This window comes from Dyella sp. C11 (assembly GCF_003121485.1).
Lineage (GTDB): Bacteria > Pseudomonadota > Gammaproteobacteria > Xanthomonadales > Rhodanobacteraceae > Dyella.
In genome coordinates this window covers 441,657-464,259 of record NZ_QAVX01000001.1, presented here as the reverse complement: position 1 = coordinate 464,259, position 22,603 = coordinate 441,657, and the positions used below count along the sequence as shown (strand labels likewise).

General features: G+C 64.2%; 18 protein-coding genes and 1 other RNA gene. 12 read left to right on the top strand and 7 right to left on the bottom strand.

The window, feature by feature from the left end; all coding sequences use genetic code 11:
- Positions 1-85: 85 nt before the first annotated feature.
- Positions 86-452: RNase P RNA component class A (gene rnpB / locus DK366_RS01985), an RNA gene on the bottom strand.
- Positions 453-593: 141 nt separating this feature from the next.
- Positions 594-1,421, bottom strand: coding sequence for a 16S rRNA (cytidine(1402)-2'-O)-methyltransferase (gene rsmI, locus DK366_RS01980; protein WP_109123817.1), 828 nt, complete (start codon positions 1,419-1,421; stop codon positions 594-596).
- A 95-nt stretch (positions 1,422-1,516) separates the two neighbouring features.
- Between rsmI and DK366_RS01975 the strand changes: the two genes are divergently transcribed.
- The 5 genes from DK366_RS01975 to DK366_RS01955 all read left to right on the top strand — a co-directional run bounded on the left by DK366_RS01975 (position 1,517) and on the right by DK366_RS01955 (position 7,120).
- On the top strand, positions 1,517-3,379 hold the full coding sequence (locus DK366_RS01975) for a penicillin-binding protein activator (protein ID WP_109123816.1): 1,863 nt from the start codon (positions 1,517-1,519) through the stop codon (positions 3,377-3,379).
- Positions 3,379-3,735: a YraN family protein gene (locus DK366_RS01970; protein WP_109123815.1), complete on the top strand. Its 357-nt coding sequence runs from the start codon at positions 3,379-3,381 to the stop codon at positions 3,733-3,735. Before DK366_RS01975 ends, DK366_RS01970 begins: the two co-directional genes overlap by 1 nt.
- 103 nt (positions 3,736-3,838) lie before the next feature.
- Positions 3,839-5,344 carry an alpha/beta hydrolase gene (locus tag DK366_RS01965; protein ID WP_109123924.1) on the top strand — a complete coding sequence of 502 codons (1,506 nt, stop codon included), beginning with the start codon at positions 3,839-3,841 and terminating at the stop codon, positions 5,342-5,344.
- A 40-nt stretch (positions 5,345-5,384) separates the two neighbouring features.
- Positions 5,385-6,755 carry an FAD-linked oxidase C-terminal domain-containing protein gene (locus tag DK366_RS01960; protein ID WP_109123814.1) on the top strand — a complete coding sequence of 457 codons (1,371 nt, stop codon included), beginning with the start codon at positions 5,385-5,387 and terminating at the stop codon, positions 6,753-6,755.
- A 23-nt stretch (positions 6,756-6,778) separates the two neighbouring features.
- Positions 6,779-7,120 carry a GFA family protein gene (locus tag DK366_RS01955; RefSeq protein WP_109123813.1) on the top strand — a complete coding sequence of 114 codons (342 nt, stop codon included), beginning with the start codon at positions 6,779-6,781 and terminating at the stop codon, positions 7,118-7,120.
- A 15-nt stretch (positions 7,121-7,135) separates the two neighbouring features.
- Here the strand turns inward: DK366_RS01955 and rhtC are convergent, their stop codons facing one another.
- Complete coding sequence (gene rhtC / locus DK366_RS01950) at positions 7,136-7,759, bottom strand: threonine export protein RhtC (RefSeq protein ID WP_109123812.1); 624 nt, start codon at positions 7,757-7,759, stop codon at positions 7,136-7,138.
- Positions 7,760-7,984: 225 nt separating this feature from the next.
- Here rhtC and DK366_RS01945 point away from each other — a divergent pair, with 225 nt between their 5' ends.
- The gene (locus DK366_RS01945; protein ID WP_109123811.1) at positions 7,985-9,247 is read left to right on the top strand and encodes a nucleoside permease; all 1,263 of its coding nucleotides are present in this window, start codon (positions 7,985-7,987) and stop codon (positions 9,245-9,247) included.
- A 170-nt stretch (positions 9,248-9,417) separates the two neighbouring features.
- Here DK366_RS01945 and DK366_RS01940 read toward each other — a convergent pair whose 3' ends face one another.
- On the bottom strand, positions 9,418-10,002 hold the full coding sequence (locus DK366_RS01940) for a flagellar basal body-associated protein FliL (RefSeq protein WP_109123810.1): 585 nt from the start codon (positions 10,000-10,002) through the stop codon (positions 9,418-9,420).
- Between the two features lie 85 nt (positions 10,003-10,087).
- Here DK366_RS01940 and dusB point away from each other — a divergent pair, with 85 nt between their 5' ends.
- From dusB to DK366_RS01925, 3 genes are all read left to right on the top strand, one after another.
- Positions 10,088-11,074 (top strand): tRNA dihydrouridine synthase DusB, encoded by a 987-nt coding sequence (gene dusB, locus DK366_RS01935; protein WP_109123923.1) that lies wholly within the window; start codon positions 10,088-10,090, stop codon positions 11,072-11,074.
- A 70-nt stretch (positions 11,075-11,144) separates the two neighbouring features.
- Positions 11,145-12,062 carry an alpha/beta hydrolase gene (locus DK366_RS01930; RefSeq protein WP_109123809.1) on the top strand — a complete coding sequence of 306 codons (918 nt, stop codon included), beginning with the start codon at positions 11,145-11,147 and terminating at the stop codon, positions 12,060-12,062.
- 80 nt (positions 12,063-12,142) lie between these two features.
- A complete protein-coding gene (locus DK366_RS01925; protein ID WP_109123922.1) occupies positions 12,143-12,964 on the top strand; it encodes a class I SAM-dependent methyltransferase in 822 nt (273 codons plus the stop codon).
- A gap of 10 nt (positions 12,965-12,974) precedes the next feature.
- Here the strand turns inward: DK366_RS01925 and DK366_RS01920 are convergent, their stop codons facing one another.
- Positions 12,975-13,697, bottom strand: a complete 723-nt coding sequence (locus DK366_RS01920; RefSeq protein ID WP_232820865.1) for a hypothetical protein — start codon at positions 13,695-13,697, stop codon at positions 12,975-12,977.
- A gap of 113 nt (positions 13,698-13,810) precedes the next feature.
- Positions 13,811-14,506 (bottom strand): SGNH/GDSL hydrolase family protein, encoded by a 696-nt coding sequence (locus DK366_RS01915; protein ID WP_109123807.1) that lies wholly within the window; start codon positions 14,504-14,506, stop codon positions 13,811-13,813.
- 178 nt (positions 14,507-14,684) lie between these two features.
- On the opposite strand from DK366_RS01915, the gene DK366_RS01910 reads away from it, so the two are divergent.
- A complete protein-coding gene (locus tag DK366_RS01910; protein ID WP_109123806.1) occupies positions 14,685-16,505 on the top strand; it encodes an FAD-dependent oxidoreductase in 1,821 nt (606 codons plus the stop codon).
- A 613-nt stretch (positions 16,506-17,118) separates the two neighbouring features.
- Positions 17,119-18,318, top strand: a complete 1,200-nt coding sequence (metK, locus tag DK366_RS01905) for a methionine adenosyltransferase (RefSeq protein WP_109123805.1) — start codon at positions 17,119-17,121, stop codon at positions 18,316-18,318.
- Positions 18,319-19,199: 881 nt separating this feature from the next.
- Here the strand turns inward: metK and DK366_RS01900 are convergent.
- Positions 19,200-20,330, bottom strand: coding sequence for a D-alanyl-D-alanine carboxypeptidase family protein (locus DK366_RS01900; RefSeq protein WP_109123804.1), 1,131 nt, complete (start codon positions 20,328-20,330; stop codon positions 19,200-19,202).
- Positions 20,331-20,714: 384 nt separating this feature from the next.
- On the opposite strand from DK366_RS01900, the gene DK366_RS01895 reads away from it, so the two are divergent.
- Positions 20,715-22,592, top strand: a complete 1,878-nt coding sequence (locus tag DK366_RS01895) for an ATP-binding cassette domain-containing protein (protein ID WP_109123803.1) — start codon at positions 20,715-20,717, stop codon at positions 22,590-22,592.
- Positions 22,593-22,603 lie beyond the last annotated feature (11 nt).

The window sequence follows — 22,603 nt, the reverse complement described above, 5'->3', positions numbered from 1 at the left end:
ATATGAATCGCCGTTCATGGCTCGCCATACGCGGTCGCCACCACCGCGCCGACGAAGGCGCGACGGTGACGACCGGTAGCGGATGAGGTGGAGTCGGCCTATAAGCCGGGTTCTGTACGCCTTGCGGCGCGACAGTCATTCCTCTCGGCCAGACGTCACCGTCTGGCTCCAGCAACCTACCCGGGAACAACGCGGGCCGCGTTATCGTTCCCCTATTCGGTCTTGCTCCAGGTGGGGTTTACCGTGCCATGCGGCGTTAGCCCCGCACGCGGTGCGCTCTTACCGCACCCTTTCACCCTTACCACGCACACCCGAAAGTGCCGTTCGGCGGTCTGCTCTCTGTTGCACTGGCCGTCAGCTCACGCTGCCCAGGCGTTACCTGGCACCTTGCCCTACGGAGCCCGGACTTTCCTCGATGCGCTTGCGCGCGACGCGACTGCCCGGCCGACTCCAACGCCTATTCTAGCGGATTGGGCTCGAGGAAGGGTCTTGAAAAGAGGCGTTTCCCTGACTGTAGGAGCGCACTTGTGCGCGACCGGGGCATGTTGCCGTGCGTCGGTCGCGCACAAGTGCGCTCCTACATATGCGGTGTTTTAGCCTTCGTAGAGCAGCTTTCGCGGCGCCCCGGTGATCGCCGCAGCCAGTTTTGCGGCCTTCGCCGGCGGCAGTTCCTCACGCAGGATGGCGAACACTCGACGCCCTTCCGCCTCGCGTGCATCGGTTTCCTCGCCGCGACCGGCGACAAGAATCACGCATTCGCCACGCTGCTGGTCCGGATCATTCGCCACGCGCGTCGCCAGCTCGCCCAGCGGCTCGCCGATCACGGTTTCGAACAGTTTGGTCAGCTCGCGCGCAAGCACGCCCTCGCGTGATTCGCCGAAAACATCGCGCATGTCAGCCAGACTTTCGGCCACGCGATGCGACGACTCATAGAAGATGAGCGTACGGCTATCACCCGCAAGTTCCTGCAAGCGCGAACGCCGGGCCGATGCCTTGGGTGGAAGAAAGCCCTCGAACACAAAGCGGTCGCTGGGCAAACCGGCCACCGACAGCGCCGCAATGGCCGCGCAGGCGCCCGGCACGGGAATGCAGCGAATACCCGCCGCACGCGCAGCGCGCACGAGACGGAAACCGGGATCGCTGATCAATGGCGTGCCGGCATCTGAAATCAGCGCCACCGATTCACCGCCCTGCAGGCGCCGCACGATGGCATCCACCACGTCGCGCTCGTTGTGCTCATGCAGCGCCACCAGCGGCGTGGCCACGTTGTAATGCATCAGCAACGGACGGCTGTGCCGCGTATCTTCCGCGGCGATCACGGCGACCGAGCGCAGGGTTTCGACGGCCCTCGCGGAAAAGTCGTCGCGATGGCCAATGGGCGTGGCGACCACCCACAGCTGGCCGGCCTGAATCTGTGACATCTTCCTGTTTCCTATGCATTGGGGTGGCGACCCAATGGGCTATCATCGCCCATTCGCCGACCATGTCGTCAAAAAAAGCTCGAAGGGATTTGGCCATGCGCTTGACTCGCGCCGCAGGCGTTGCCCTGCTTATTTCTCTGGCATTGAGTGGTTGCGTACCACCGGCCGCACAGAAATCGCCCGCGGAAACCGCGGCGAGCCAGCAGGCCGATGCACTCGCCCGCCAGGGCAAGTTCGACGAAGCGGCGCAGGCCTATCTCGCGCTGGCCCAGACCGGCAGCGATCGTGACCACTACCAGCTGCTTGCTGCCGAGGCCTATCGACAGGAAGGCCAGCTCGACCGCGCCGGCCCGATGCTCGATGGCATCCGCCGCCAGCGCCTCACGGGCGATGAACCCTCCCGACTGGACCTGCTGCAGGCCGAATGGGCATTGAAGCAGCACAACGCGCCCAGGGCCCTGCAGCTCACCACGCAGCCGAACATCAGCGTGCCGGCGTCGCTGCAATTGCGCCTGCTGGAGCTGCGCTCGCAAGCCATGCAGCAAACCGGCGACCTGTGGGGCGCTGCGCGCACGCGCGTGGAAATGGACGGCCAATTGACCGGCCTCGATCAGGCGCAAAACCGCAAGGACATTGTCTCCACGCTGACCAAGCTGGGTGTCGATCCGCTCAAGCAACGCGCGGCCGCCATGCAGCCGAGCGATCGCATGTTGCCGTGGGTCAATGAAGCGCTGACGCAGCTGGGTGTTGCCGTGGCGCATCCGGCGCCTGCCCTGGAGCAGGAAGTGGGCACCATGGTGCCGGGCGAAGGCGCCAATGTCCGTGAGGGCTTCAAGATGCCGGCGCACATCGCGCTGCTTCTTCCCACCAGCGGCAGTCTCGCCGCGGCGGGCACGTCGATCCGCGAAGGCTTCTTTGCGGCCTATGCCGATTCCGCACGCAACCACACGCCGCGACCGCCCGTGCGCATCTACGACAGCGCCGGCACCGCACCCGGCGCCATCAAGGCCTATCAGCAGGCCGTGAACGATGGCGCGCAGCTGGTCATCGGGCCGCTGACGCGCGGTGAAGTGTCGGCGCTGTTTGGACTTCCGCAGCTTCCCGTGCCGCTGCTCGCATTGAACCATCCCGACGACAAGAGCCTGCCCGCCAGCGGCGTGAGCGAATTCGGCCTGCTGCCGGAAACCGAAGGTGCGCAAGCCGCCGACCATATGGCCGACAACGGCATCACCAATGCGTGGGCCATCGTGAGCAGCGACGACTTCGCGCAGCGCGCGGCCAAGTCGTTCAAGGCGGAATTCGAGGCACGCGGCGGCAAGGTGGCCGGCACGGGCAACCTCACGGGTACCGGCGTCAATTTCGCCTCCACCATCAGTGGACTCGGCGTGCCCACGGATGCTGCCGACGCGAGTGCGACCGGCACGAACAACAACGGTATCTTCATCAGCATGCGCCCGCAGCAGGCTCGACTGCTGCTGCCCCAGCTCAAGCTCGCGCGCGTGAATCTGCCGGTGTTCGGCACCTCGCACATCTACGCGGGCGTGGATGACGCAGGCGCCAACCGCGACCTGGAAGGCGTGGAATTCTGCGACTCCCCGTGGCTGTTCGACGTGCAGCCCGGCCTGCCCAACCACGGTGACATCGCTGCCCAGCTGCCCGCTGCACGCGGCACGTCGGCGCGACTGTTCGCCTTCGGCATGGATGCGTGGAATCTCGCCCCCTACGTCGACTGGTTGCGCGCCCATCCGGGCAGCTACCTGCCCGGCGCCAGCGGCCAGCTCACCTCCGACCAGTTCGGCCGTATCCGCCGCGTGCTGGTATGGGCCAAATTCCAGGACGGCCTGGCGCGTCCCATCAACGGCAGCCTGCAGATGGACAGCGCACCGGCACTCGCACCGCCGACCGATGCCAGCGGCTCGCCGCAGCTGCAGACCGACCAGCCCGCCACGCAGCACTGATGCGGGCAGCGGGCGCCGAATTCGAGAAGCGCGCCTGCGCCGAGCTGCAGCGCGCCGGCCTGAAGCTGCTCGCAAGCAACTACACGACGCGCTACGGCGAGCTGGACCTGGTGATGCTGGACCGTGACACCGTGGTGTTCGTCGAGGTTCGCCACCGCCTGACCAGCACGCGTGGCGATGCCGCGGCCACGGTCAATGCGGCCAAACAGGGCAAGCTCATCAAGACGGCCGAACTCTGGCTCGCATCACACCCTGCACACGCCAACCGCGCCTGCCGCTTTGACGTGGTGAGTTACGACGGCCCCGTGGGGAACGCCTCGATGAACTGGTGGCGCAGCGCCTTCGAAACCTGCTGAGCCCGGGCGAACGCGACGGCCGTCTACGGTTTACACATGTTTTCCCGGTCACACTCGCCGCAGCGGGCCGCCAATGGGCCGGTCCGAACGCAAGGGGATCACCATGCTTCGAGTGCTGGTCAAGCTTGGCAAATGGACAGCCATCGTTGTCCTCGTGTTCCTGGTTTCCCTGCTGGCCATTCGCGCCTGGGATTCGCAGCAGGGTGATCCGCTCGCGCCCTGGCAGACATACGTCCCGGATGAGCTTTCTCCATCGCAACTCGATGCCACCGACTGGCCCGGTTATCTCGACGCCGAGCGCCATGCGTTCGATGAGATGAAGACGCAGGTGACGGACAAGCTCGCGCCAGACGAACGCGTGGCCACGAATCGTTACTTCGAAGGTGCGCCGATGTATCCGGGGCACTTCGCGCACGATTGGAATCACTCCTACGTGCTGGAGCCGACCGGCCAGCCCACGGGTGTGGTGGTGTTGATTCATGGCCTGACGGATTCACCGTACAGCTTGCGCGATATCGCGGAGCTGTACCGCGCGCACGGCTTCATCGCCATCGGCTTGCGCGTACCGGGGCATGGCACGGTACCGGCGGGGCTCACCAAGGCCGACTGGCCGCAATGGTTGGCGGCAACGCGCCTTGCCATGCGGGAGGCGAAGCGGCGCGCGGGACCGAACCTGCCGATTCATATGGTGGGTTATTCGAACGGCGGCGCACTCGCCGTGAAGTACACACTCGATGCCTGCGAGCATGACGATCTGGCGATGCCGACACGACTCGTGCTGCTGTCGCCGATGATCGGCGTTACCACGTTTGCGCGCTTCGCGGGCCTTGCCGGATTGCCCGCATTGCTGCCGGGATTTGCGAAAGCGGCGTGGCTGGACTTGCTTCCGGAATACAACCCGTACAAGTACAACTCGTTTCCCGTGAATGCTGCGCGCCAGTCGTATTTGCTCACGGATGAAATCCGCAGCCAGATGCTGCGCATGGCGCGCGACAACAAACTTGCCAGGCTGCCGCCCATCCTTACATTCCAGTCCGTGGTGGACGACACGGTGAGTGCGCCTGCCGTGATGCGCACGTTGTATGCGCACCTCCCGAAGAACGGCAGTGAGGTCGTGCTGTTCGACGTCAATCGCGACCATCGCTTCGACTCACTGTTGAAGCCCAGCTCGCGCACGGCATTGAGCCGCTTGCTGCCGCCGGGGCCGCAAGCTTTTCGCAGCACGGTGATTGGCAACGCCGCGGAAAATGACAGCCATACTGTCGCCCGCAGCACCGACGCCGGCCAGACCACGGCCGCGGTTACCCCGTTGCCGTATCTCTATCCGGACAACATCTTTTCGCTGTCGCACATAGCGCTGCCCTTCCCCTCCAACGACCCGCTGTACGGGACCGAACCCGACACGTCGGAGAACTATGGCATTCGCCTTGGCACGGTGGCGCCACGTGGCGAGCGTGGCGCGCTCATCCTCAATATCACGGATGTGCTGCGCATCAGTTCCAATCCGTTCTATCCGTATGTCCGCCAGCGCATCGAGGCGCTTCTGCCGGAGGCGCCGACACCATCCCCCGCCAATGCGAGCGCCACGGCGGCATTGCCGGTGAACTGAATCGCCTCCCGCAGCTGCCGCAGAGTGGGATACTGGGGAAATGAACCTACCCGACAGTCTGCTCCAGGCATTGGCCACTCACTTCCCTGGCGATGCGCTGGCCACCGGCATGGCCGAGCGCCTGGCTTATGCCTATGACAATTCGCGCCGTAATGCCCTGCCCGATGCCGTGGTATTTCCCACCACGCACGAGCAAACCGAGGCACTCGTGCAGGCGTGTCGCGCGCATCGCGTCCCAGTGATCGGACGCGGTCGCGGCACGAACACCACGGGCGCCACCGTGCCAGTGGATGGCGGTGTGGTGGTGAGCTTCGAGCGCATGAATCGCATCCTGCGCATTGATCCCGACAACCGCCTGGCGGTCGTGGAGCCCGGTGTACTCAATGGCGACCTGCAGCAGGCGCTGAAGCCGCATGGTTTCTTCTGGCCACCCGATCCGTCATCGTCGCCCTGGTGCAGCATCGGTGGAAATCTTGCCTGCAACTCCGCGGGGCCGCGTACGGTGAAATACGGCAGCCCGCGTGAAAATACGCTGGGTCTGCGCGCAGTGGCAGGCACAGGCGAAGGCTTTCGTTGCGGTACCTACACCAGCAAGGGCGCCACCGGTTATGACCTGACGCGTCTGCTAATCGGCTCGGAAGGCACGCTCGCGCTGATCACCGAGGCAACGTTGAAGCTCACGCCCAAACCCTCCGGGCTGCGCACCCTTCGCGCCACATATAAGGATGTTTCTGCCGCCGCACGCGCCGTCGCACGCATCATGGCGCAACCGGTCACGCCATGCGCGCTCGAATTCATCGACGACGTGGCGCTGAAGCTCGCTCGCGACTACGGCGGCGACACCGTGCCACTCGCAGGCGCCATGCTGATGATCGAAGTGGATGGTGAACCCGAAACGCTTCCGAGCGCCGTGGAAGCGGTGTCCCGTGCGGCACGTGGCGATGGACTGGAAGACTTGCGCGTCGCCGAAACGGCGGAGGAAACGCAGGCGCTGTGGTCCGCACGCAAGGCGCTCTCACCCGCGCAGCGCACCATTTCGCCGAACAAGATCAACGAGGATGTCGTGGTGCCGGTCAGCCACCTGCCGGAACTGGTGGATGGCATCAAGACGCTCGCGAAGAAGCACGACGTGTTGATCGTGAGCTTCGGTCACGCCGGCAACGGCAACCTGCACGTGAACCTGCTGCCGCGTGATGACGCCGAACGCGAGCGCTCGCACGCGTGTCTCGCCGAGATCTTTGCGCTGGTGATTTCGCTGGAGGGCACGCTGTCCGGCGAGCACGGCATTGGGCTGGTGAAGAAGGAATTCATGCCGCTCGCGCTGCAGGCATCGACGCTGCATTTGATGCGCAATGTAAAGGCGGCGTTCGACCCCGAGGGCATCCTCAATCCGGGCAAGCTGCTGCCCTGAATTCAACGTATGGGAGGTTCACCATGAAAGGCAGCTGTCATTGCGGCAACGTGCAGTTCACCGTGGACGGCGAACCCAACGAAGTCATGAGCTGCAATTGCTCGATGTGCCAGCGCAAGGGCGCATTGCTCTGGTTCGTGCCGCGCGAGCAGTTTCATCTGCACACATCGAACGTGCATACGCACAGCTATTTGTTCAACAAGCACGTGATCCAGCACATCTTCTGCACGAACTGCGGCATCCACGCCTACTGCGAGGGCACCGGCCCCGATGGCAAACCCATGGCGGCGATCAACGTGCGCTGCCTGGAAGGCATTGATCTGGATGCGCTGCCGGTAAGGCACTACGACGGCCGCTCACGCTGAGTCGGCCGTCGCCAGTCAGCCCTTGTGCGAGAAGATGAGGTGCAGGCCGAACGCTACGAACACGGCGCCGGCCAGGCCATCGATCCAGCGCGACAGGCGCAGATAACCGCGACGCATCGCCGGCAAGGCGAACACGCCGGCCACGACGGTGAACCACACGAAGGTTTCCAGTATCACCAGGGTCCACAGCCCCCAGCGGGTCGCCGTGTCGACGCGATCGCCCAGGAACGCGGAGAACACGCTGCCGAAGTAGATGACCACCTTGGGATTGGACAGGTTGGTCAGCAGCCCTGCCCGCAGGGTGGCCCAGTCGCTCTGCTGCAGCGCCGCCTTGGGCTCTCCCGCAACAGCCGGCGCCTTGAGCGCGCCACGCAGCATCTTCACGCCCATCCAGGCGAGATAAAGCCCGCCGGCAATGGCGATCAACCGTTCCAGCCACGCCAGGCGCTGCAGCAGCAATTGCAGGCCCGCCAGCGCCAGCGCGGACCACACCACCACGCCGAGGGTGATGCCGATGACGCCGAACATGGCTTGGCGCCGCGTGCGGCTCACGGCTGTCTGCGACACGAAGAAGAAATCCGGACCGGGGCTCAACAGCGCCACCAGGTGGACCAGGGCAATCGTCAGGAACAGGCTCAAAGGGGTCTCCTCGGGGAAGGGAGCGTCAGGGCTTCGTGGCGGCGCAACTTGTCGCCACCGCACCGCTCCTCTAGTCTGCCCTTATTTTGGCACGGCCTTGGCTCGTCTTAAGGCCCTCTGCAAGGGGAATCCACCTCGCCCTGACAGGCCCGGCCAACGACCGGCCCGTCGACGCAAGCCTGCGCTCCCCGACTTCCACCACCCTTGAAGCACACGACGACGCTGATGAACCTGCGACTGCGCCTGATTGCCATGAACTTCCTGCAATTCTTTGTATGGGGGTCGTGGCTGCTCACCATTGGCGCGTACTGGTTCCAGACCAAGCAATGGTCGGGCGCGCAGTTCGGCGCGATTTTCTCCACCATGGGCATCGCGTCGCTGTTCATGCCGTCCATCGCGGGCGTCATCGCGGACAAGTACATCAATGCGGAGAAGCTCTACGGCATCTTCCACCTGTGCGGCGCCATCACGTTGTTCTGCGTACCGATGGTGCAGTCGCCCGGCCTGATGTTCTGGGTGATGCTGCTCAACATGATGTTCTACATGCCGACCATCTCGCTCTCCATCGCGGTGGCGTACAACGCGCTCAAGAGCGACGGCAAGGACATCGTGCGCGATTACCCGCCGATCCGAGTATGGGGCACGGTGGGCTTCATCGCCGCGCTGTGGACGGTGAGCCTGCTGCACCTGGAAACCTCGTCCGGCCAGTTCTATGTGGCCTCGGGTGCGGCCGTACTGCTGGGCCTGTATGCGTTCACGCTGCCGGCCTGCCCGCCGCGCTTCCAGCGCAGCGCGAACCAGTCGTGGCTGGATACGTTCGGCCTCACCTCGTTCAAGCTGTTCCGCGATGCGCGCATGGCGGTGTTCTTCATCTTCGCCATGCTGCTGGGCGCGGCGCTGCAACTGACGAATGCCTATGGCGATACGTTCCTGCACGACTTCGCCAAGATGGATGCGTACAAGGACCTGGTGGCGGTGCGTTATCCCGCCATCATCATGTCCATCTCGCAGATCTCCGAAACGCTGTTCATCCTGGCCATTCCGTTCTTCCTGCGCCGCTTCGGGATCAAGACGGTGATGCTGATCAGCATGCTGGCGTGGACGCTGCGCTTTGGCCTGTTCGCCTACGGCGACCCGGGCCCGGGCCTGTGGATGATCGTGCTGTCGTGCATCGTGTACGGCATGGCGTTCGACTTCTTGAACATCTCGGGCTCCCTGTTCGTGGAAGGCCAGAGCGATCCCTCGATCCGCGCCAGCGCGCAGGGCCTGTTCATGCTGATGACCAACGGCATCGGCGCCGTGCTGGGCAGCTCCATCAGCGGCCTGGTGATCGAGGCGTTCTTCACCCGCCCGGACCAGAGCAAGGACTGGCACGGCATCTGGATCACCTTTGCGGTGTATTCGCTGATCGTGGCGGTGTTGTTTGCGGTGCTGTTCAAGCACAAGCATGAGCGGGCGGCGATGGAAGGTGCGGTGGTGGCGCATTGAGCCCGCGCGTCCTCGCTGGGGCGTAACTCCGCCTTACCGTCATTCCCGCGAAGGCGGGAATCCAGTGACTTTCCGCTCTTCAGCTTTCCCGGAGAGCTAAAGTCGCTGGATTCCCGCCTTCGCGGGAATGACGGTGAGGGATAGCCGATTGTCCCGACGCGACGGAACGCCTAACGGCCATCACCCGGCAGCAGGTGCTCCACCACCAGCCGGCTGCGCGACGCATCCAAATCCCCGTGGTGGTCGAAATGCAGCTCCACCACCCAGTTGTACACATCCTCGGGCCACGACTTGCGGCCGGTGATCTTGCCGGCCTTGCCGCCCAGCGCATCGATCAGTTTGTCGATATGGCCGTGATGCCAGGCGATCAGCACCACATTGGCGTGATTGTTTTCGCGCAGCGACCGCGCCAGGCCGTCCACCTGGTCGTCCGCATACGGTTGCTCGATGGGCAAGCCCAACGTCTGCGACAGCGGCGTCAGGGTCAGGCGTGGCCGTGCGCTTTCCTTGCTGTCCCGCGTGGCGATCAATCGCTGCGGCAACAGGCTTTCGCCGCCTTCGCGCCAGGGATCGAAATAGCTCGCATAGGCCTGGGCGCGCTGCTCGCCCTGCGCGCTGAGGCCCGCGCCATCGCTGGCTTTCTCGGCATGACGCACGATCAGCACGGTGGCATCGCGCAGTCCCTTGTCGTCGTGATGCGCCCAGGCCAGCGCAGGCAGACAGCACAGCAGGAGCAAAAACTTTCGTACAAACATGCGGATGGCCCGTTTCGGAGACCCGGAAACGCTAGCACGCGTGACTGTGGCCAAGCCGTCGGCGCTCACCCGCTACAATAGGCGGATGCAGATCGGCCCCTACCGCATCGACCCGCCCGTGGTGCTCGCGCCCATGGCCGGCGTCACCGACAAGCCTTTCCGCCTGCTGTGCAAACGGCTGGGCGCGGGGTTGGCCGTGTCGGAAATGACCAACGCCGATCCGCGGCTGTGGCAGACGCGCAAGTCGCGCCAGCGCATGGATCACGACGGTGAACCCGAACCGGTGAGCGTGCAGATCGCCGGCTACGACCCGGCGATGCTCGCCGAAGCCGCCCGCTACAACGCGGCCAACGGCGCCCAGATCATCGACATCAACATGGGCTGCCCCGCCAAAAAGGTGTGCAACGTGTGGTCGGGTTCGGCACTGCTGCAGGATGAACCGCTGGTGGCGCGCATCGTGAAGGCCGTCGTCGACGCCGTGGATATCCCGGTCACACTGAAAATCCGCACGGGCTGGGATCGTCAGAACAAGAACGCATTGACGATTGCCAGGATCGCCGAGGATGCCGGCATTGCCGCACTCGCCGTGCATGGCCGCACGCGCGCGGACAAATACGAAGGTGACGCCGAATACGACACCATCGCCGCGGTAAAGGCGAGCGTGGGCATTCCCATTCTCGCCAACGGCGACGTGGTGACGCCACAGCAGGCCAAGCACGTGCTCGATGCCACCGGCGCCGACGCCGTGATGGTGGGGCGTGGCGCGCAGGGTCGCCCGTGGATTTTCCGCGAGATCAGCCATTACCTCGCTACCGGCGACATCCTTCCCGAGCCGACGCCCGCTGAAGTGGGCGAGATCCTGGTGCACCACCTGGAACAGCTCTATGCGTTCTACGGCGAACTGCAGGGCGTGCGCATCGCGCGCAAGCACCTGGGCTGGTACGCCAAGGATCGCCCGGAGAACGCCGCGTTCCGCCACGTGGTGAACCGCGCGGAGAATGCGCAGGACCAGTTGCGCCTCACGCGCGAATATTTCGCCAACCTGCAGGATGGCGTGCTTCTAGCCGCCTGACCGATCACGTCGCAAGCCTTTGCGCGCTGCTTCACGGCATGATGGCCGCGCTCCCCTGATAGTCCATGCCATGCCGCCGACACGTTCGCGCACATCCCTGCTGCTTCGCGCGGCAGGACAGCTGTTGCTGCTCTGCGCAGCCACGTTGCTTGGCGGCTGCGAGGCCACGCTGTTCTCCGGCCTCAACGCGACCGACCAGCGTCGCGACATTGTCGAGCAACCGAACCAGGTGTTCGACGCAGAGCACGGGCTGGCGCTGGATGTTTACGCGCCTACGCATGCGGAACACGCGCCAGTGGTGGTGTTCTTTTATGGCGGTACGTGGGTGAACGGCGAACGCGCGTGGTATCGCTTTGTCGGCACGACGTTGGCCGCGCATGGTGTCATCGCCGTGATTCCGGATTACCGAAAATACCCGCAGGTCACGCTGGACGGTTTCATGCGGGATGCGGCCGCCGCCGTGGCGTGGACGCATGCGCACGCTGAAGCGATGGGCGGTGCACCGGACGACATCTTCGTGATGGGTCATTCGGCGGGCGGACAAATCGCCGCGCTGCTCGCGACATCGCCCGAATGGCTGGGCCGCCATGGATTGAAGCCAGCGGATCTGGCGGGCTTTATTGGCCTCGCGGGCTGTTACGACTTTGTGCCGGTGCCGCAGGACGATCCGATCATGCTTGGCGTGTTCGGCACCACGCCCGAACAGCAGCGCCGGGGCCAACCGGTGTCGTATGTGCGCGGCGAGGAGCCGCCCATGCTGTTGCTGCAGGGCACGGACGACGACGAAGTGGAGCCGTCGAACGCGATTTCGCTGTATCGCGCCACGCAGGTGTTGCACGAGGACAGCACCTTGCGCACGTATCCCGGCGTGGGGCACGAAGCGTTGCTGTTCGCGTTGTCCCGACCCATGAAGGGTGGCGCGCCAACGCTGGTGGATGTGCTGGCTTTCATCCAGGCTCATGCCCGAGCCATGCCCAGGCCACAGTAAACGCGGCGACTTTCCCTCGACACGAGCCGGCGTAGCGTGCGTGCCGTATTCCCTGATGCGGGGCGGCCGTCGTGAACAGCATCGCCACGGGTGAGTTTCCCTATATCCACGGCTTTTCGTCGGAAGAGCAATCGCGGCTGGTGCGCCAGGCCCGCATGTTCGAAACCAAGCTGTTCAGCCGCATCGACTACAGCGAGGCCACGCGCCTGCTGGAAGTGGGCAGCGGCGTCGGTGCGCAGACGGAAATCCTGTTGCGGCGCTTTCCCAACCTGCATGTCACCGGCATCGACCGCTCGGCAGCGCAGCTGGATGCGGCGGAACGCAACCTGATCAACACGGCATGGTGCACGGCGCGTTACACCCTGCAGCAGGCGGATGCGACCGACCTGCCCTTCGCCGACCGCAGTTTCGATGCGGCGTATCTCTGCTGGGTGCTGGAACACATGCCGAGCCCGGCGCGCGTGTTGAGCGAAGTGCGCCGCGTGCTGGCGCCTGGCGCGGTGATCTATGTCACCGAGGTGCTCAATACCTCGTTCTTTCTCGATCCGTATTCACCGCACCTGCTGCGTTACTGGATGGCGTTCAACGATCATCAGTACGACAGCGGCGGCGATCCATTCATCGGCGCCAAGCTGGGCAACCTGTTGCTGGCCGGCGGCTATCGCGATGTGCAGACGGAAGTGAAGAGTTTCCACCTGGACAACCGCCAGCCCGGCAAGCGCAAGCAGATGATCGAGTTCTGGGAGGAAGTGCTGTTGTCGGCAGCCGACCAGCTGGTGGCTACCGGCAAGGTGGACACCGCGACGGTCGAGGGCATGCGCGGCGAATTGCAGGCCGTGCGCAACGATCCGAACGCGGTGTTCTTTTTCGCCTTCGTGCAGGCGCGGGCGCTGGTGTATTGAAGCGGCCGGATCAACCGGCCAGCTTCGACGACTGCAGTTCTTCGGTGTAGCGGGAAGAACGCACGCCCTTGCTGTCGTAGTACTCCTCCACCGACTTCACGAAGCGCTTCTGCTCGGGCACGTACCAGAAGGCCTTGTACAGGCGGCCGCTGACCGTGTGCGGGCGGGTGATCTGGCTCTGCGACACGCTGAGCGCACCGTTCGCGTTCACCTGTCCATGCAAATCGGTGGTTACGCCTGGCGCCACGATGGCCGACCACTGCCCTTGCGCCTCGATCTTCACGGCCTTGAAGGCGCCGGCTGGCACTTTCACGTCTTCCCAGCCAACGACGACATAGTCATCACCAATGGTCTCGCTGGTGTGCTGCTTGTTCGGGTTGGCTTCGGTGTATTCCACGTGCCACTTCTTGCCTTGCGTCAGCGGGAACGCGAGCGGTCGATTGACCTGTTGCTGCTTGCCGTTGACGTCACGCGTGCGGCTCCAGTCGATGCCAACCAGGTGCTCCACCGCAGGCTGCGTCGATCCTTCCTGCTTGTTGGCGACCAGCATGCTGTCGCTGTCCACGCGCTCCACGGTGACGCTGACGCTTTTCTGCGACCAGCCCTGCGTGCCGGTTTCCACCGTATCGACGTAGACCCAGCTATCGCCCGCCTTCAGCGCCGGCGCACTCACGGACTGCGCATGCAACGAACCACACAGCATCCCTACCGCGACGAACCACCACCGCTTCATCGTTCCTTCCCCCTGTTGGTTGTCGGCGCAGGCTAGCCGAACACCCGCACACGTTCATGCGAAGGAAACGCAGGAAGCTGTGCCACCGGATTCACCGGCGGCACGTAGAAAACTCACGGCGACGACTTCACCACGAAGCCATAATCGGCGAGCACGGGCTTGAGCGTGGCGACCCACAGCGCGTAGCCGGCGGGCAACATGTGCAAGCCATCCGGGCGGAACAGTTCGGCGCGCGGCTTGCCCTGCGCATCAAGCATGGCGGGGGCGATATCCACGAAGCGGACATTCTTCTGCGTGGCGGCCCAATCGCGAATCTTGTCGTTCGCGGCTTTCATGGTCGGCCACAGGTTCAGGCGCGCGATGCTCGGCTTGATGGAGATGTAGACGACCGGCACGTTCGGCACGCCTTCGCGGGCGCGTGCGACGAACTTCTGGAACGAAGCCAGCACCTGCTCGGCCGTGGCGCCATCGTTGATGTCGTTGTCGCCGGCGTACATCACGATCAGGTTGGGCTTGTACGGCCACACGATCTTGTCGGCATAAAACGTGGAGTCGGGCAGGGCCGAACCGCCAAAGCCGCGGTTGATGACCGGCACGCCGGGGAAATCCTCTGCCAGCGACGCCCAGAAACGAATGGACGAGCTGCCGATGAACAGCACGCCATGTTGAACCGGCGGGTGCTCATGGTCGGCGGCGACAAACGCGTTGATGTCCGGCGTCCAGTGCGAGGGCGGTGCGCTGTCTGCATGCGCGATGGCCGATGCCACCAGGGTCGTCAGGAAGAAGACCAGCCAGGTCAGTCGCTTCATTCACTCGCTCCGGGGAGATGAGGGGAGCCTTCGATTATGTCTGTCTCGACAGGTATGTCCAACGCCGGTCACCGAGCGGCCGCCGCTCGTCCCCGGGCGGGCGCGGTTCGTCACTCCAGGGTTGTCGCTCGGCGGGTTTGGCCCAGAGTGGGCTGATCCAAACCCCGGGGAATTCGCCATGCATCGTCGCGATCTGCTGAAGGCCGCCCTCACCCTGCCCCTGCTTCCCCTGGCGCTGTCGCCCGCCGTGGGCGTTGCTCGCCAGGCAGCCGGCGCGCTGACCGGCCTGCGTTCCCGTGTTCGTCCCGGCGATCCCGGCTGGCCGTCGGACGCCGAGTGGAACCAGCTTCGGCAGGCCGTCGGCGGTCGACTGCAGCCACTCCGTTCGCCGTTCGATCACGGCGTTGCCGACGAGGTGCGCCAGGAGGCACTGAAGCAGGTCCGCAATCCCTATTACCTCGGCGACACGCCGTCCCTCACCCAGACCAGCGGCTGGGCCGATGCGTGGACGTCGCGCCCGAGCGTCTACGCCGTGGCCGCGGAGAACACCGGTGATGTCGTGGCCGCCGTGAATTTCGCCCGCAAGCACCACCTGCGGCTGGTGGTGAAAGGTGGCGGCCACAGCTATCAGGGGACGTCGGTTGCACCCGATTCGCTGCTGATCTGGACGCGCCACATGAATCGCATGGCCATGCACGATGCTTTCGTGCCACAGGGCTGTGTCACATCGATGGCGCCGCGCCCCGCCGTTACCGTGGAAGCAGGCGCGATGTGGGTCGACACATACAACGCCGTGACCACCCAAGGCGGGCGCTACGTTCAAGGCGGAGGCTGCATGACCGTCGGCGTGGCCGGCCTGGTGCAAAGCGGCGGCTTCGGCAGTTTCTCCAAGCGCTTCGGAAGTGCCAGCGGCAATCTTCTGGAAACGGAAGTGGTGACGGCGGACGGCAAGGTGCACGTGGTCAACGCCTGCCAGGAACCCGAATTGTTCTGGGCCATCAAGGGCGGCGGTGGCGGCAGCATCGGCGTGGTGACAAAGCTGACCCTTCTCACGCACGACCTGCCCGACACGTTCGGCGCCGTGTTCGGCGTGATACAGGCCGACTCCGACGCGTCGTACCGCGCGCTCATCGCACAAGCCATGCGCTTCTATCGCGACGCGCTGTTCAATCCGCACTGGGGCGAGCAACTGAAGTTCCACGAGAACATGCTGCACCTGTCGATGGTGTTCCAGGGCTTGAGCCAGCAGGAAGCCGCACAGGTGTGGGCGCCCTTCCTCGCATGGGTGAAGGCACGCAGCGCTTACAGCATCAAGGAAGAAGTGCGCGTCATCGCGCTGCCCGCGCGGCATTTCTGGGATGCTGAATTCTTCCGCCAACACGCGCCACAGCTGATCGTCCCCGACAGCCGGCCCGACGCCCCGCGCGATCACGTGCTATGGGCCGGCGACGAAGGACAGGTGGGACAGTTCATCCACGGCTATCGCTCAGGCTGGCTGCCGCAGTCGCTGCTGGACGAGCGGCAGAGCGATGCGCTGGGTGAGGCAATGTTCCGGGCTTCCAAGCACTGGGGCTTCTCGCTGCACTTCAACAAGGGGCTGGCCGGCGCGCCGGCCGATGCGGTGGCGCGCTCACGCGATACCGCCATGAATCCCGGGGCCATGGACGCCTTTGCCCTGGCCATCACCGGCAGCGAGAGTGCTCCGGCTTTTCCCGGCATGGGCGTGTCGCCGGACCTGGAAGACGCACGGCGCGAAAAGGTTCGCATCGACCAATGCATGGACGCGCTGCTCGAAGTCGCACCCGGCGCTGGCTCCTATGTCTCGGAGAGCGACTATTTCGAGCGCGGCTGGCAAACCTCGTTCTGGGGCACGAATTACCCGCGACTGGCGGCAGCCAAGCGGCGTTACGACCCGGAAGGCCTGTTCTTCGTGCGCCACGGCGTGGGCAGCGAGGACTGGAGCGAGGATGGGTTTGTGCGCATTCGGCAGGCTGGGTGACGGGCTTTGGTCTAGTCCGTTCACCCCGGGCCGCCAGGCGTGTTTGGCAACGTAGGTGGCTTGCGCGCTTCCTGACTCCACGTCGTCGCGGTTTCCACGTCGTCGATTTCCTCCGCCGTTGCTAATTCCTCAGCGTCGATACTCCCTCACCACCGATATTCCCTCACCGTCATTCCGGCGAAGGCCGGAATCCAGCGACCTTGCTTTTGCATCGAGGCTCGCAGGGCAAAAGGCACTGGATTCCGGCCTTCGCCGGAATGACCGTGAGGGGGAGCGTGAATTGAGGCAAGGGCAAGGGCGAAGACGGGAGCGGCAGCTGGAGCTGGAGCTGGAGCTGGAGCTGGAGCTGGAACGATGCTCTGGGACGCGGGCCCGGTGAACCCCCGCCCCGCCGATTCGCCAAACGCCCCATCGGAGTACTCTTACGAGTGGCACCGCCGCCTCCAGGGCGGTTTTGGCGTCTCAGGCGCAGCCGCAAAGCCGTCCAAATGGCTGAATCGGCATGAAATCGTCATGTCCCCGGGCCATGCTGAGGCTGCAAACCGGGGGGAGGCCGTGTATCATGCGCCACCCCCTTTTATCTCTTTATCCGTAAGGAAGGATATAACCCGCGATGAGCAACTTCCTCTTCACCTCCGAGTCGGTCTCCGAAGGCCATCCGGACAAAGTCGCCGACCAGATCTCCGATGCCGTCCTCGATGCGATCATCGCGCAGGATCCGCGTGCGCGCGTGGCCTGCGAAACGATGGTGAAGACGGGCGTGGCGATCGTCGCCGGCGAAATCACCACCAGCGCCTGGATCGACCTGGAAGCGCTGACCCGCAAGGTCATCACCGACATCGGCTATGACTCCTCCGACGTCGGCTTCGACGGCGAGACCTGCGGCGTGCTGAACCTGATCGGCAAGCAGTCGCCGGACATCAACCAGGGCGTGGATCGCAAGAAGCCGGAAGAACAGGGCGCTGGCGACCAGGGCCTGATGTTCGGCTACGCCACCAACGAGACCAAGGACTTCATGCCCGCGGCCATCTACTACTCGCACCGTCTGGTGGAGCAGCAGGCCAAGGTCCGCAAGAAGAAGAACTCGCCGCTGCCGTGGCTGCGCCCGGACGCCAAGAGCCAGGTCACCCTGCGTTACGAAGACGGTGTCGCCACCGCCATCGACGCCGTGGTGCTGTCGACCCAGCACGATCCGAGCGTGAAGCAGAAGGACCTGATCGAGGCCGTGCGCGAGCACATCCTCAAGCCCGTGCTGCCGGCCAAGCTGCTGCACAAGGGCACCAAGTTCCACATCAATCCGACCGGCAAGTTCGTCATCGGTGGCCCGGTGGGCGACTGCGGCCTGACCGGCCGCAAGATCATCGTGGACACCTACGGCGGCTGGGCCCGTCACGGTGGTGGTGCATTCTCGGGCAAGGATCCGTCGAAGGTTGACCGTTCGGCTGCCTACGCTGCCCGTTACGTCGCCAAGAACATCGTGGCTGCCGGCATTGCCGACCGCTGCGAAGTCCAGGTGAGCTACGCCATCGGCGTGGCCGAACCGACCTCCATCTCGGTCACCACCTTCGGCACCGGCAAGATTGCCGACGAAAAGATCGAGAAGCTGATCCGCAAGCACTTCGACCTGCGCCCGTACGGCATCATCAAGATGCTGGACCTGGTGCACCCGATGTACCAGCAGACCGCCAGCTACGGTCACTTCGGCCGCACCCCGCAGGAAGTGAAGGGTCCGGACGGCAAGACCTACACCACGTTCTCGTGGGAAAAGACCGACAAGGCCGAAGCGCTGCGCGCCGATGCCAAGCTGAAGTAAGCAACGCTTGCTTTGCTTTTGAAACGGGCCGCGAAAGCGGCCCGTTTTCGTTATGGCATGGTGACAAAGCCAGCAACTAGACGCCGCCTCAGCTTTACTCCCTCTCCCCTCCGGGGAGAGGGTCGGGGTGAGGGGCCAGCCCGCGAGAACCTTTCCTACCTCCGTAGGAGCTCACCCTGTGCGCGACAAGCCAACGGAGCGGTAACGACGAGACGCCGCGGTCGCGCACAAGGTGCGCTCCTACAGGGGAAACGCGACGGTATCGATCAAGGCACCGCTTCGAGCCTTGGTATTGCTCTTGCCCTGGCTTTTGCCCTGGCTTTTGCCCTGGCTCTTGCCTTGGGGTCCCCGTATGACAGCGGCGGGCGGGTGAAGGAATAGCCCGCAGGGTGGCTGGCATGGATGCCAGCCAGTTTGTCGTCAGGGCAGGATGCCCTGTCGACAAACCCCGTAACCCGCACGCGAAGCTGGAGGGCTGAAAGCCCGGAAGGCGCGTCATCCGGGGTGCCCTTCTCTTTGGTTACTTTCTGACGCGAAGCTAATCCCCGTGGGACTTGGGCAAGCAAGAGAAAGTGACCCGGACCGCGGCAGCGGTTCGGAAGCCCGCGGCAGGCGAGCCAGATCGCGGCATAGCTTCAGAAAAGCCAAATACCGCCACGCGACAATCCAAAACAAAGGCGCTGGATGCCGGCCTACGCCGGCATGACGGCTAAAGAATGAAACGGTCGGGCGAGCACCCGCCCCTCACCCCAACCCTCTCCCCGGAGGGGAGAGGGAGTAGAAGCGCGGCGCCCATGTATTGCTATCGCACACCGCCCAAAAACAAAAACGGGCCGCTTCCGCGACCCGTTTTTCATCTCAGCCCAGCGCAACCGCCGAACTCACTTGTCCGGCGACCCACCCGCAGAAGCCACCTTCTGCCCCGACGCCGCAGCCACCTTCGTGCTGCGCGCCGTGGTGCTCGCCGGGCACGTCGCACCCTTCTTTTTCTTCGAGCAGGTTGCCGCAGCCACGGCCGTATCCGTCTTGCCCGTCGTACGACGGTGATGACGACGCCCTGCGGTCGTGGCGTCAGCGACAGCCGTTGCCTTGGCAGCCACCACGCCACCCTTCGCGGTCCGGCGACCCTTGGCACCCACGGCAGCCGGCGCCTCGCCAGCCTGGGCGACGAGTTCCGGCGGGGTTTCCTGATTCTCGAAACCGTCGTCCAGCAGGCGCGCCATCAGCTTGTCGCGCACGGAGGCAGTGCGACCGCCCATCACCACCGAGAACAGGCGACGACCATCCTTCACGGCGGTGGAGGCCAGGTTGAAGCCGGCGGCATTGGTGAAGCCGGTCTTCAGGCCGTCCATGCCCGGATACTTGTCCATCAGGTTGTTGTGACCGCGCACCAGCTGGCCGCGGAACATGAATTCCTTGGTCGAGAAGTAGTGCGAGTACTGCGGGAAGTCGTGGTACAGCGCCATGGCCAGCTTGCTCATGTCGCGGGCGGTGGTGCTGTCTTCCGGGCTGGGCAGGCCCGAGGCGTTGGCGAAATGGGTGTTGCTCATGCCCAGCAGCTGGGCCTGCGCGTTCATCATTTCGACGAAGTGACCTTCGGAACCGCCGAGGCCTTCGGCCACCACGGTGGCGGCGTCGTTGGCCGACTTGGTGATCATGCCGAGCACGCAGTCTTCGACGGTGATGGTCTGGCCATTGCGCAGGTCGAGCTTGGTCGGCGCCTTGTTGGCAGCCCACGACGACACAGCCAGTTCCTGGTCCATCTTCAGCGTGCCGTTCTGCACGGCCTGGAAGGCGAGGTACAGCGTCATCATCTTGGCGAGCGACGCGGGATGGTTCGGCTCATCGGCGTTCACGGCCGTAATGACCTGGCCGTCGGCTTCGTTGATCACGATGGCGGCGTAACCGGCGTGGGCCACGCTCGCAAAACTGCCTGCGACGCTCATGAACAGCGCGAGCAGACCTTGGCGCCAGGTTGCTGCCCTGGCCGGCGTGTTGGACTTGATAGCCACCCCGATTCCTCGCTTCGCCGCCGCGTTATCCGGCGTTACAGACCCTGAACTGCAACCACACCGGAACAGGGCCAGACAATACTTGAATTAGATCACATAAGTCCATGTTTCCATGGACGATAAATAAGAACGGCGCCCGTGGCGCCGTCGTAACGTAAATTTCACCGTGAAGGCTTTGTCTACGTTTCAAGGGAGTGTGCCCGCAAATGACGTAGGGCGAAAGCTCTTTTTCACGTGGGAAGTCGCAATTTTTCCTTGAAAAGCAATGCCCCTGCCCTGGTCACGCCACATCCCGCGGATCACCCGTATTCCTTCCTATCGGCCGCTACGCGCACACATTGAGCGGGGCCGCGTCTTTTTCTTCGCATCCCTTAAACTGGCGGGATGTCTCTGATCCAACTCCAGCGCGTCGACTTCAGCATCGGCGGCCCTCTCCTGCTCGAACATGTCGACCTCTCCATCGAGGCGAACGAGCGCGTGTGCATCGTCGGTCGAAACGGCGAAGGCAAATCCACCCTGATGAAGCTCATCGTGGGCGAACTGAAACCGGATGACGGCGAAGTTCGCGTGCAGAACGGCATCGTCGTTGCGCGCATGGCGCAGGAGGTGCCGCAGGACACCTCGGGCAGCGTGTTCGATGTGGTCGCGCAAGGTCTTGGTGATCTCGGCCAGTTGCTCGCGCGCTACCACCACGCGCTCGCTGAAGGCGACATGGATGCGCTCGGCGAAGCGCAGTCGCAAATCGAAGCGCAGCATGGTTGGGATCTCGATCGCCGCGTCACCGATGTGCTCGCCCGCCTCGAACTTCCTGGCGACACCGATTTCGCCGCGCTCTCCGGCGGCATGAAGCGTCGCGTGCTGCTTGCGCAAGCGCTCGTGCGCAAGCCCGACGTGCTGCTGCTCGACGAACCCACCAACCATCTCGATATCGAAGCCATCGGCTGGCTCGAAAGTTTCCTGCGCCAGTTCGATGGCAGCATCGTGTTCATCACGCATGACCGAAGCTTCCTTCGCGCGCTGGCCACGCGCATCGTCGAAATCGATCGTGGCCAGCTCACCGACTGGCCGGGCGACTACGACAATTACCTGCGTCGCCGCGAAGAACGCCTGCACGCCGAAGCACAGGCCAACGCGCACTTCGACAAGAAGCTCGCGCAGGAAGAAGTGTGGATTCGCCAGGGCATCAAGGCGCGCCGCACACGAAACGAAGGACGCGTGCGCGCACTGAAAGCCCTGCGCGTTGAACGCGGCCAACGTCGCGAGCTGTCCGGCAACGTGAAGATGACGCTGGCCAACGCGCAGGCATCCGGCAAGAAGGTGATCGACCTCGAACACGTGCACCAGAGTTACGGCGGCCGCGTGCTGATCGGCAATCTCAGCACAACCATCATGCGCGGCGATCGTGTAGGCATCATCGGCCCCAACGGCGCCGGCAAGAGCACCTTGCTCAAGATCATGCTGGGCGACCTCAAGCCCGAACGCGGCCACGCCACGCTCGGCACCGGCATCCAGATCGCCTATTTCGACCAGCATCGCGTGCAGCTCAACAACGAGCTCAACGCGCTGGACAACGTGGCGGAAGGCCGCGAATACATCGAGCTCAACGGCACGCGCAAGCACATCATCGGCTACCTGCAGGATTTCCTGTTCTCGCCGGAACGTGCGCGCGCGCCGATCACGCGCCTGTCAGGTGGTGAGCGCAATCGCCTGTTGCTCGCCAAGCTCTTCGCCCAGCCGTCCAATGTGCTGGTGATGGACGAACCCACCAACGATCTGGACGTCGAAACGCTGGAGCTGCTCGAAGAGCTGCTCACCGAATACCAGGGCACGCTGCTGCTCGTCTCGCATGACCGCGAGTTCCTGGACAACGTGGTGTCCAGCACGCTGGTACTGGAGGGCGACGGCAAGATCGGCGAATACGTGGGCGGCTACAGCGACTGGCTACGCCAGCGCCCCGCGACCACGGCGGCGTTCACGCCCAAGCTTGTTGATGCGCGCCCCGCCACTGCTTCAGCAACGACGCCTGCACCTGCCGTCGAGGCGAAGCGCAAGCTGAGCTACAAGGACGCGCGCGAACTCGAACAGCTGCCCGCGCGCATCGAAGCCCTCGAAGCGGACATCGAGGCACGCACCGTGGCCATGAACGATCCATCGTTCTACCAGCAGGACAGCGGAGCCATCGTCAAGGCCAACGAAGCGCTGGCTGGTGTCCAAGCCGAACTTGAACGCGCCTACGAACGCTGGAGCGAGCTGGACGGCTGATGCCGTTCCGT

Bases quoted from the DNA above. Each gene is read 5' to 3' on its own strand.
- DK366_RS01965 (WP_109123924.1), top strand. From the start codon at position 3,839: ATGCTTCGAGTGCTGGTCAAGCTTGGCAAATGGACAGCCATCGTTGTC.
- DK366_RS01960 (WP_109123814.1), top strand. From the start codon at position 5,385: ATGAACCTACCCGACAGTCTGCTCCAGGCATTGGCCACTCACTTCCCT.
- DK366_RS01910 (WP_109123806.1), top strand. From the start codon at position 14,685: ATGCATCGTCGCGATCTGCTGAAGGCCGCCCTCACCCTGCCCCTGCTT.
- dusB (WP_109123923.1), top strand. From the start codon at position 10,088: ATGCAGATCGGCCCCTACCGCATCGACCCGCCCGTGGTGCTCGCGCCC.
- DK366_RS01895 (WP_109123803.1), top strand. From the start codon at position 20,715: ATGTCTCTGATCCAACTCCAGCGCGTCGACTTCAGCATCGGCGGCCCT.
- DK366_RS01970 (WP_109123815.1), top strand. From the start codon at position 3,379: ATGCGGGCAGCGGGCGCCGAATTCGAGAAGCGCGCCTGCGCCGAGCTG.
- DK366_RS01920 (WP_232820865.1), bottom strand. From the start codon at position 13,697: ATGAAGCGGTGGTGGTTCGTCGCGGTAGGGATGCTGTGTGGTTCGTTG.
- DK366_RS01945 (WP_109123811.1), top strand. From the start codon at position 7,985: ATGAACCTGCGACTGCGCCTGATTGCCATGAACTTCCTGCAATTCTTT.
- rsmI (WP_109123817.1), bottom strand. From the start codon at position 1,421: ATGTCACAGATTCAGGCCGGCCAGCTGTGGGTGGTCGCCACGCCCATT.
- DK366_RS01940 (WP_109123810.1), bottom strand. From the start codon at position 10,002: ATGTTTGTACGAAAGTTTTTGCTCCTGCTGTGCTGTCTGCCTGCGCTG.
- DK366_RS01915 (WP_109123807.1), bottom strand. From the start codon at position 14,506: ATGAAGCGACTGACCTGGCTGGTCTTCTTCCTGACGACCCTGGTGGCA.
- DK366_RS01975 (WP_109123816.1), top strand. From the start codon at position 1,517: ATGCGCTTGACTCGCGCCGCAGGCGTTGCCCTGCTTATTTCTCTGGCA.
- DK366_RS01930 (WP_109123809.1), top strand. From the start codon at position 11,145: ATGCCGCCGACACGTTCGCGCACATCCCTGCTGCTTCGCGCGGCAGGA.
- DK366_RS01955 (WP_109123813.1), top strand. From the start codon at position 6,779: ATGAAAGGCAGCTGTCATTGCGGCAACGTGCAGTTCACCGTGGACGGC.
- metK (WP_109123805.1), top strand. From the start codon at position 17,119: ATGAGCAACTTCCTCTTCACCTCCGAGTCGGTCTCCGAAGGCCATCCG.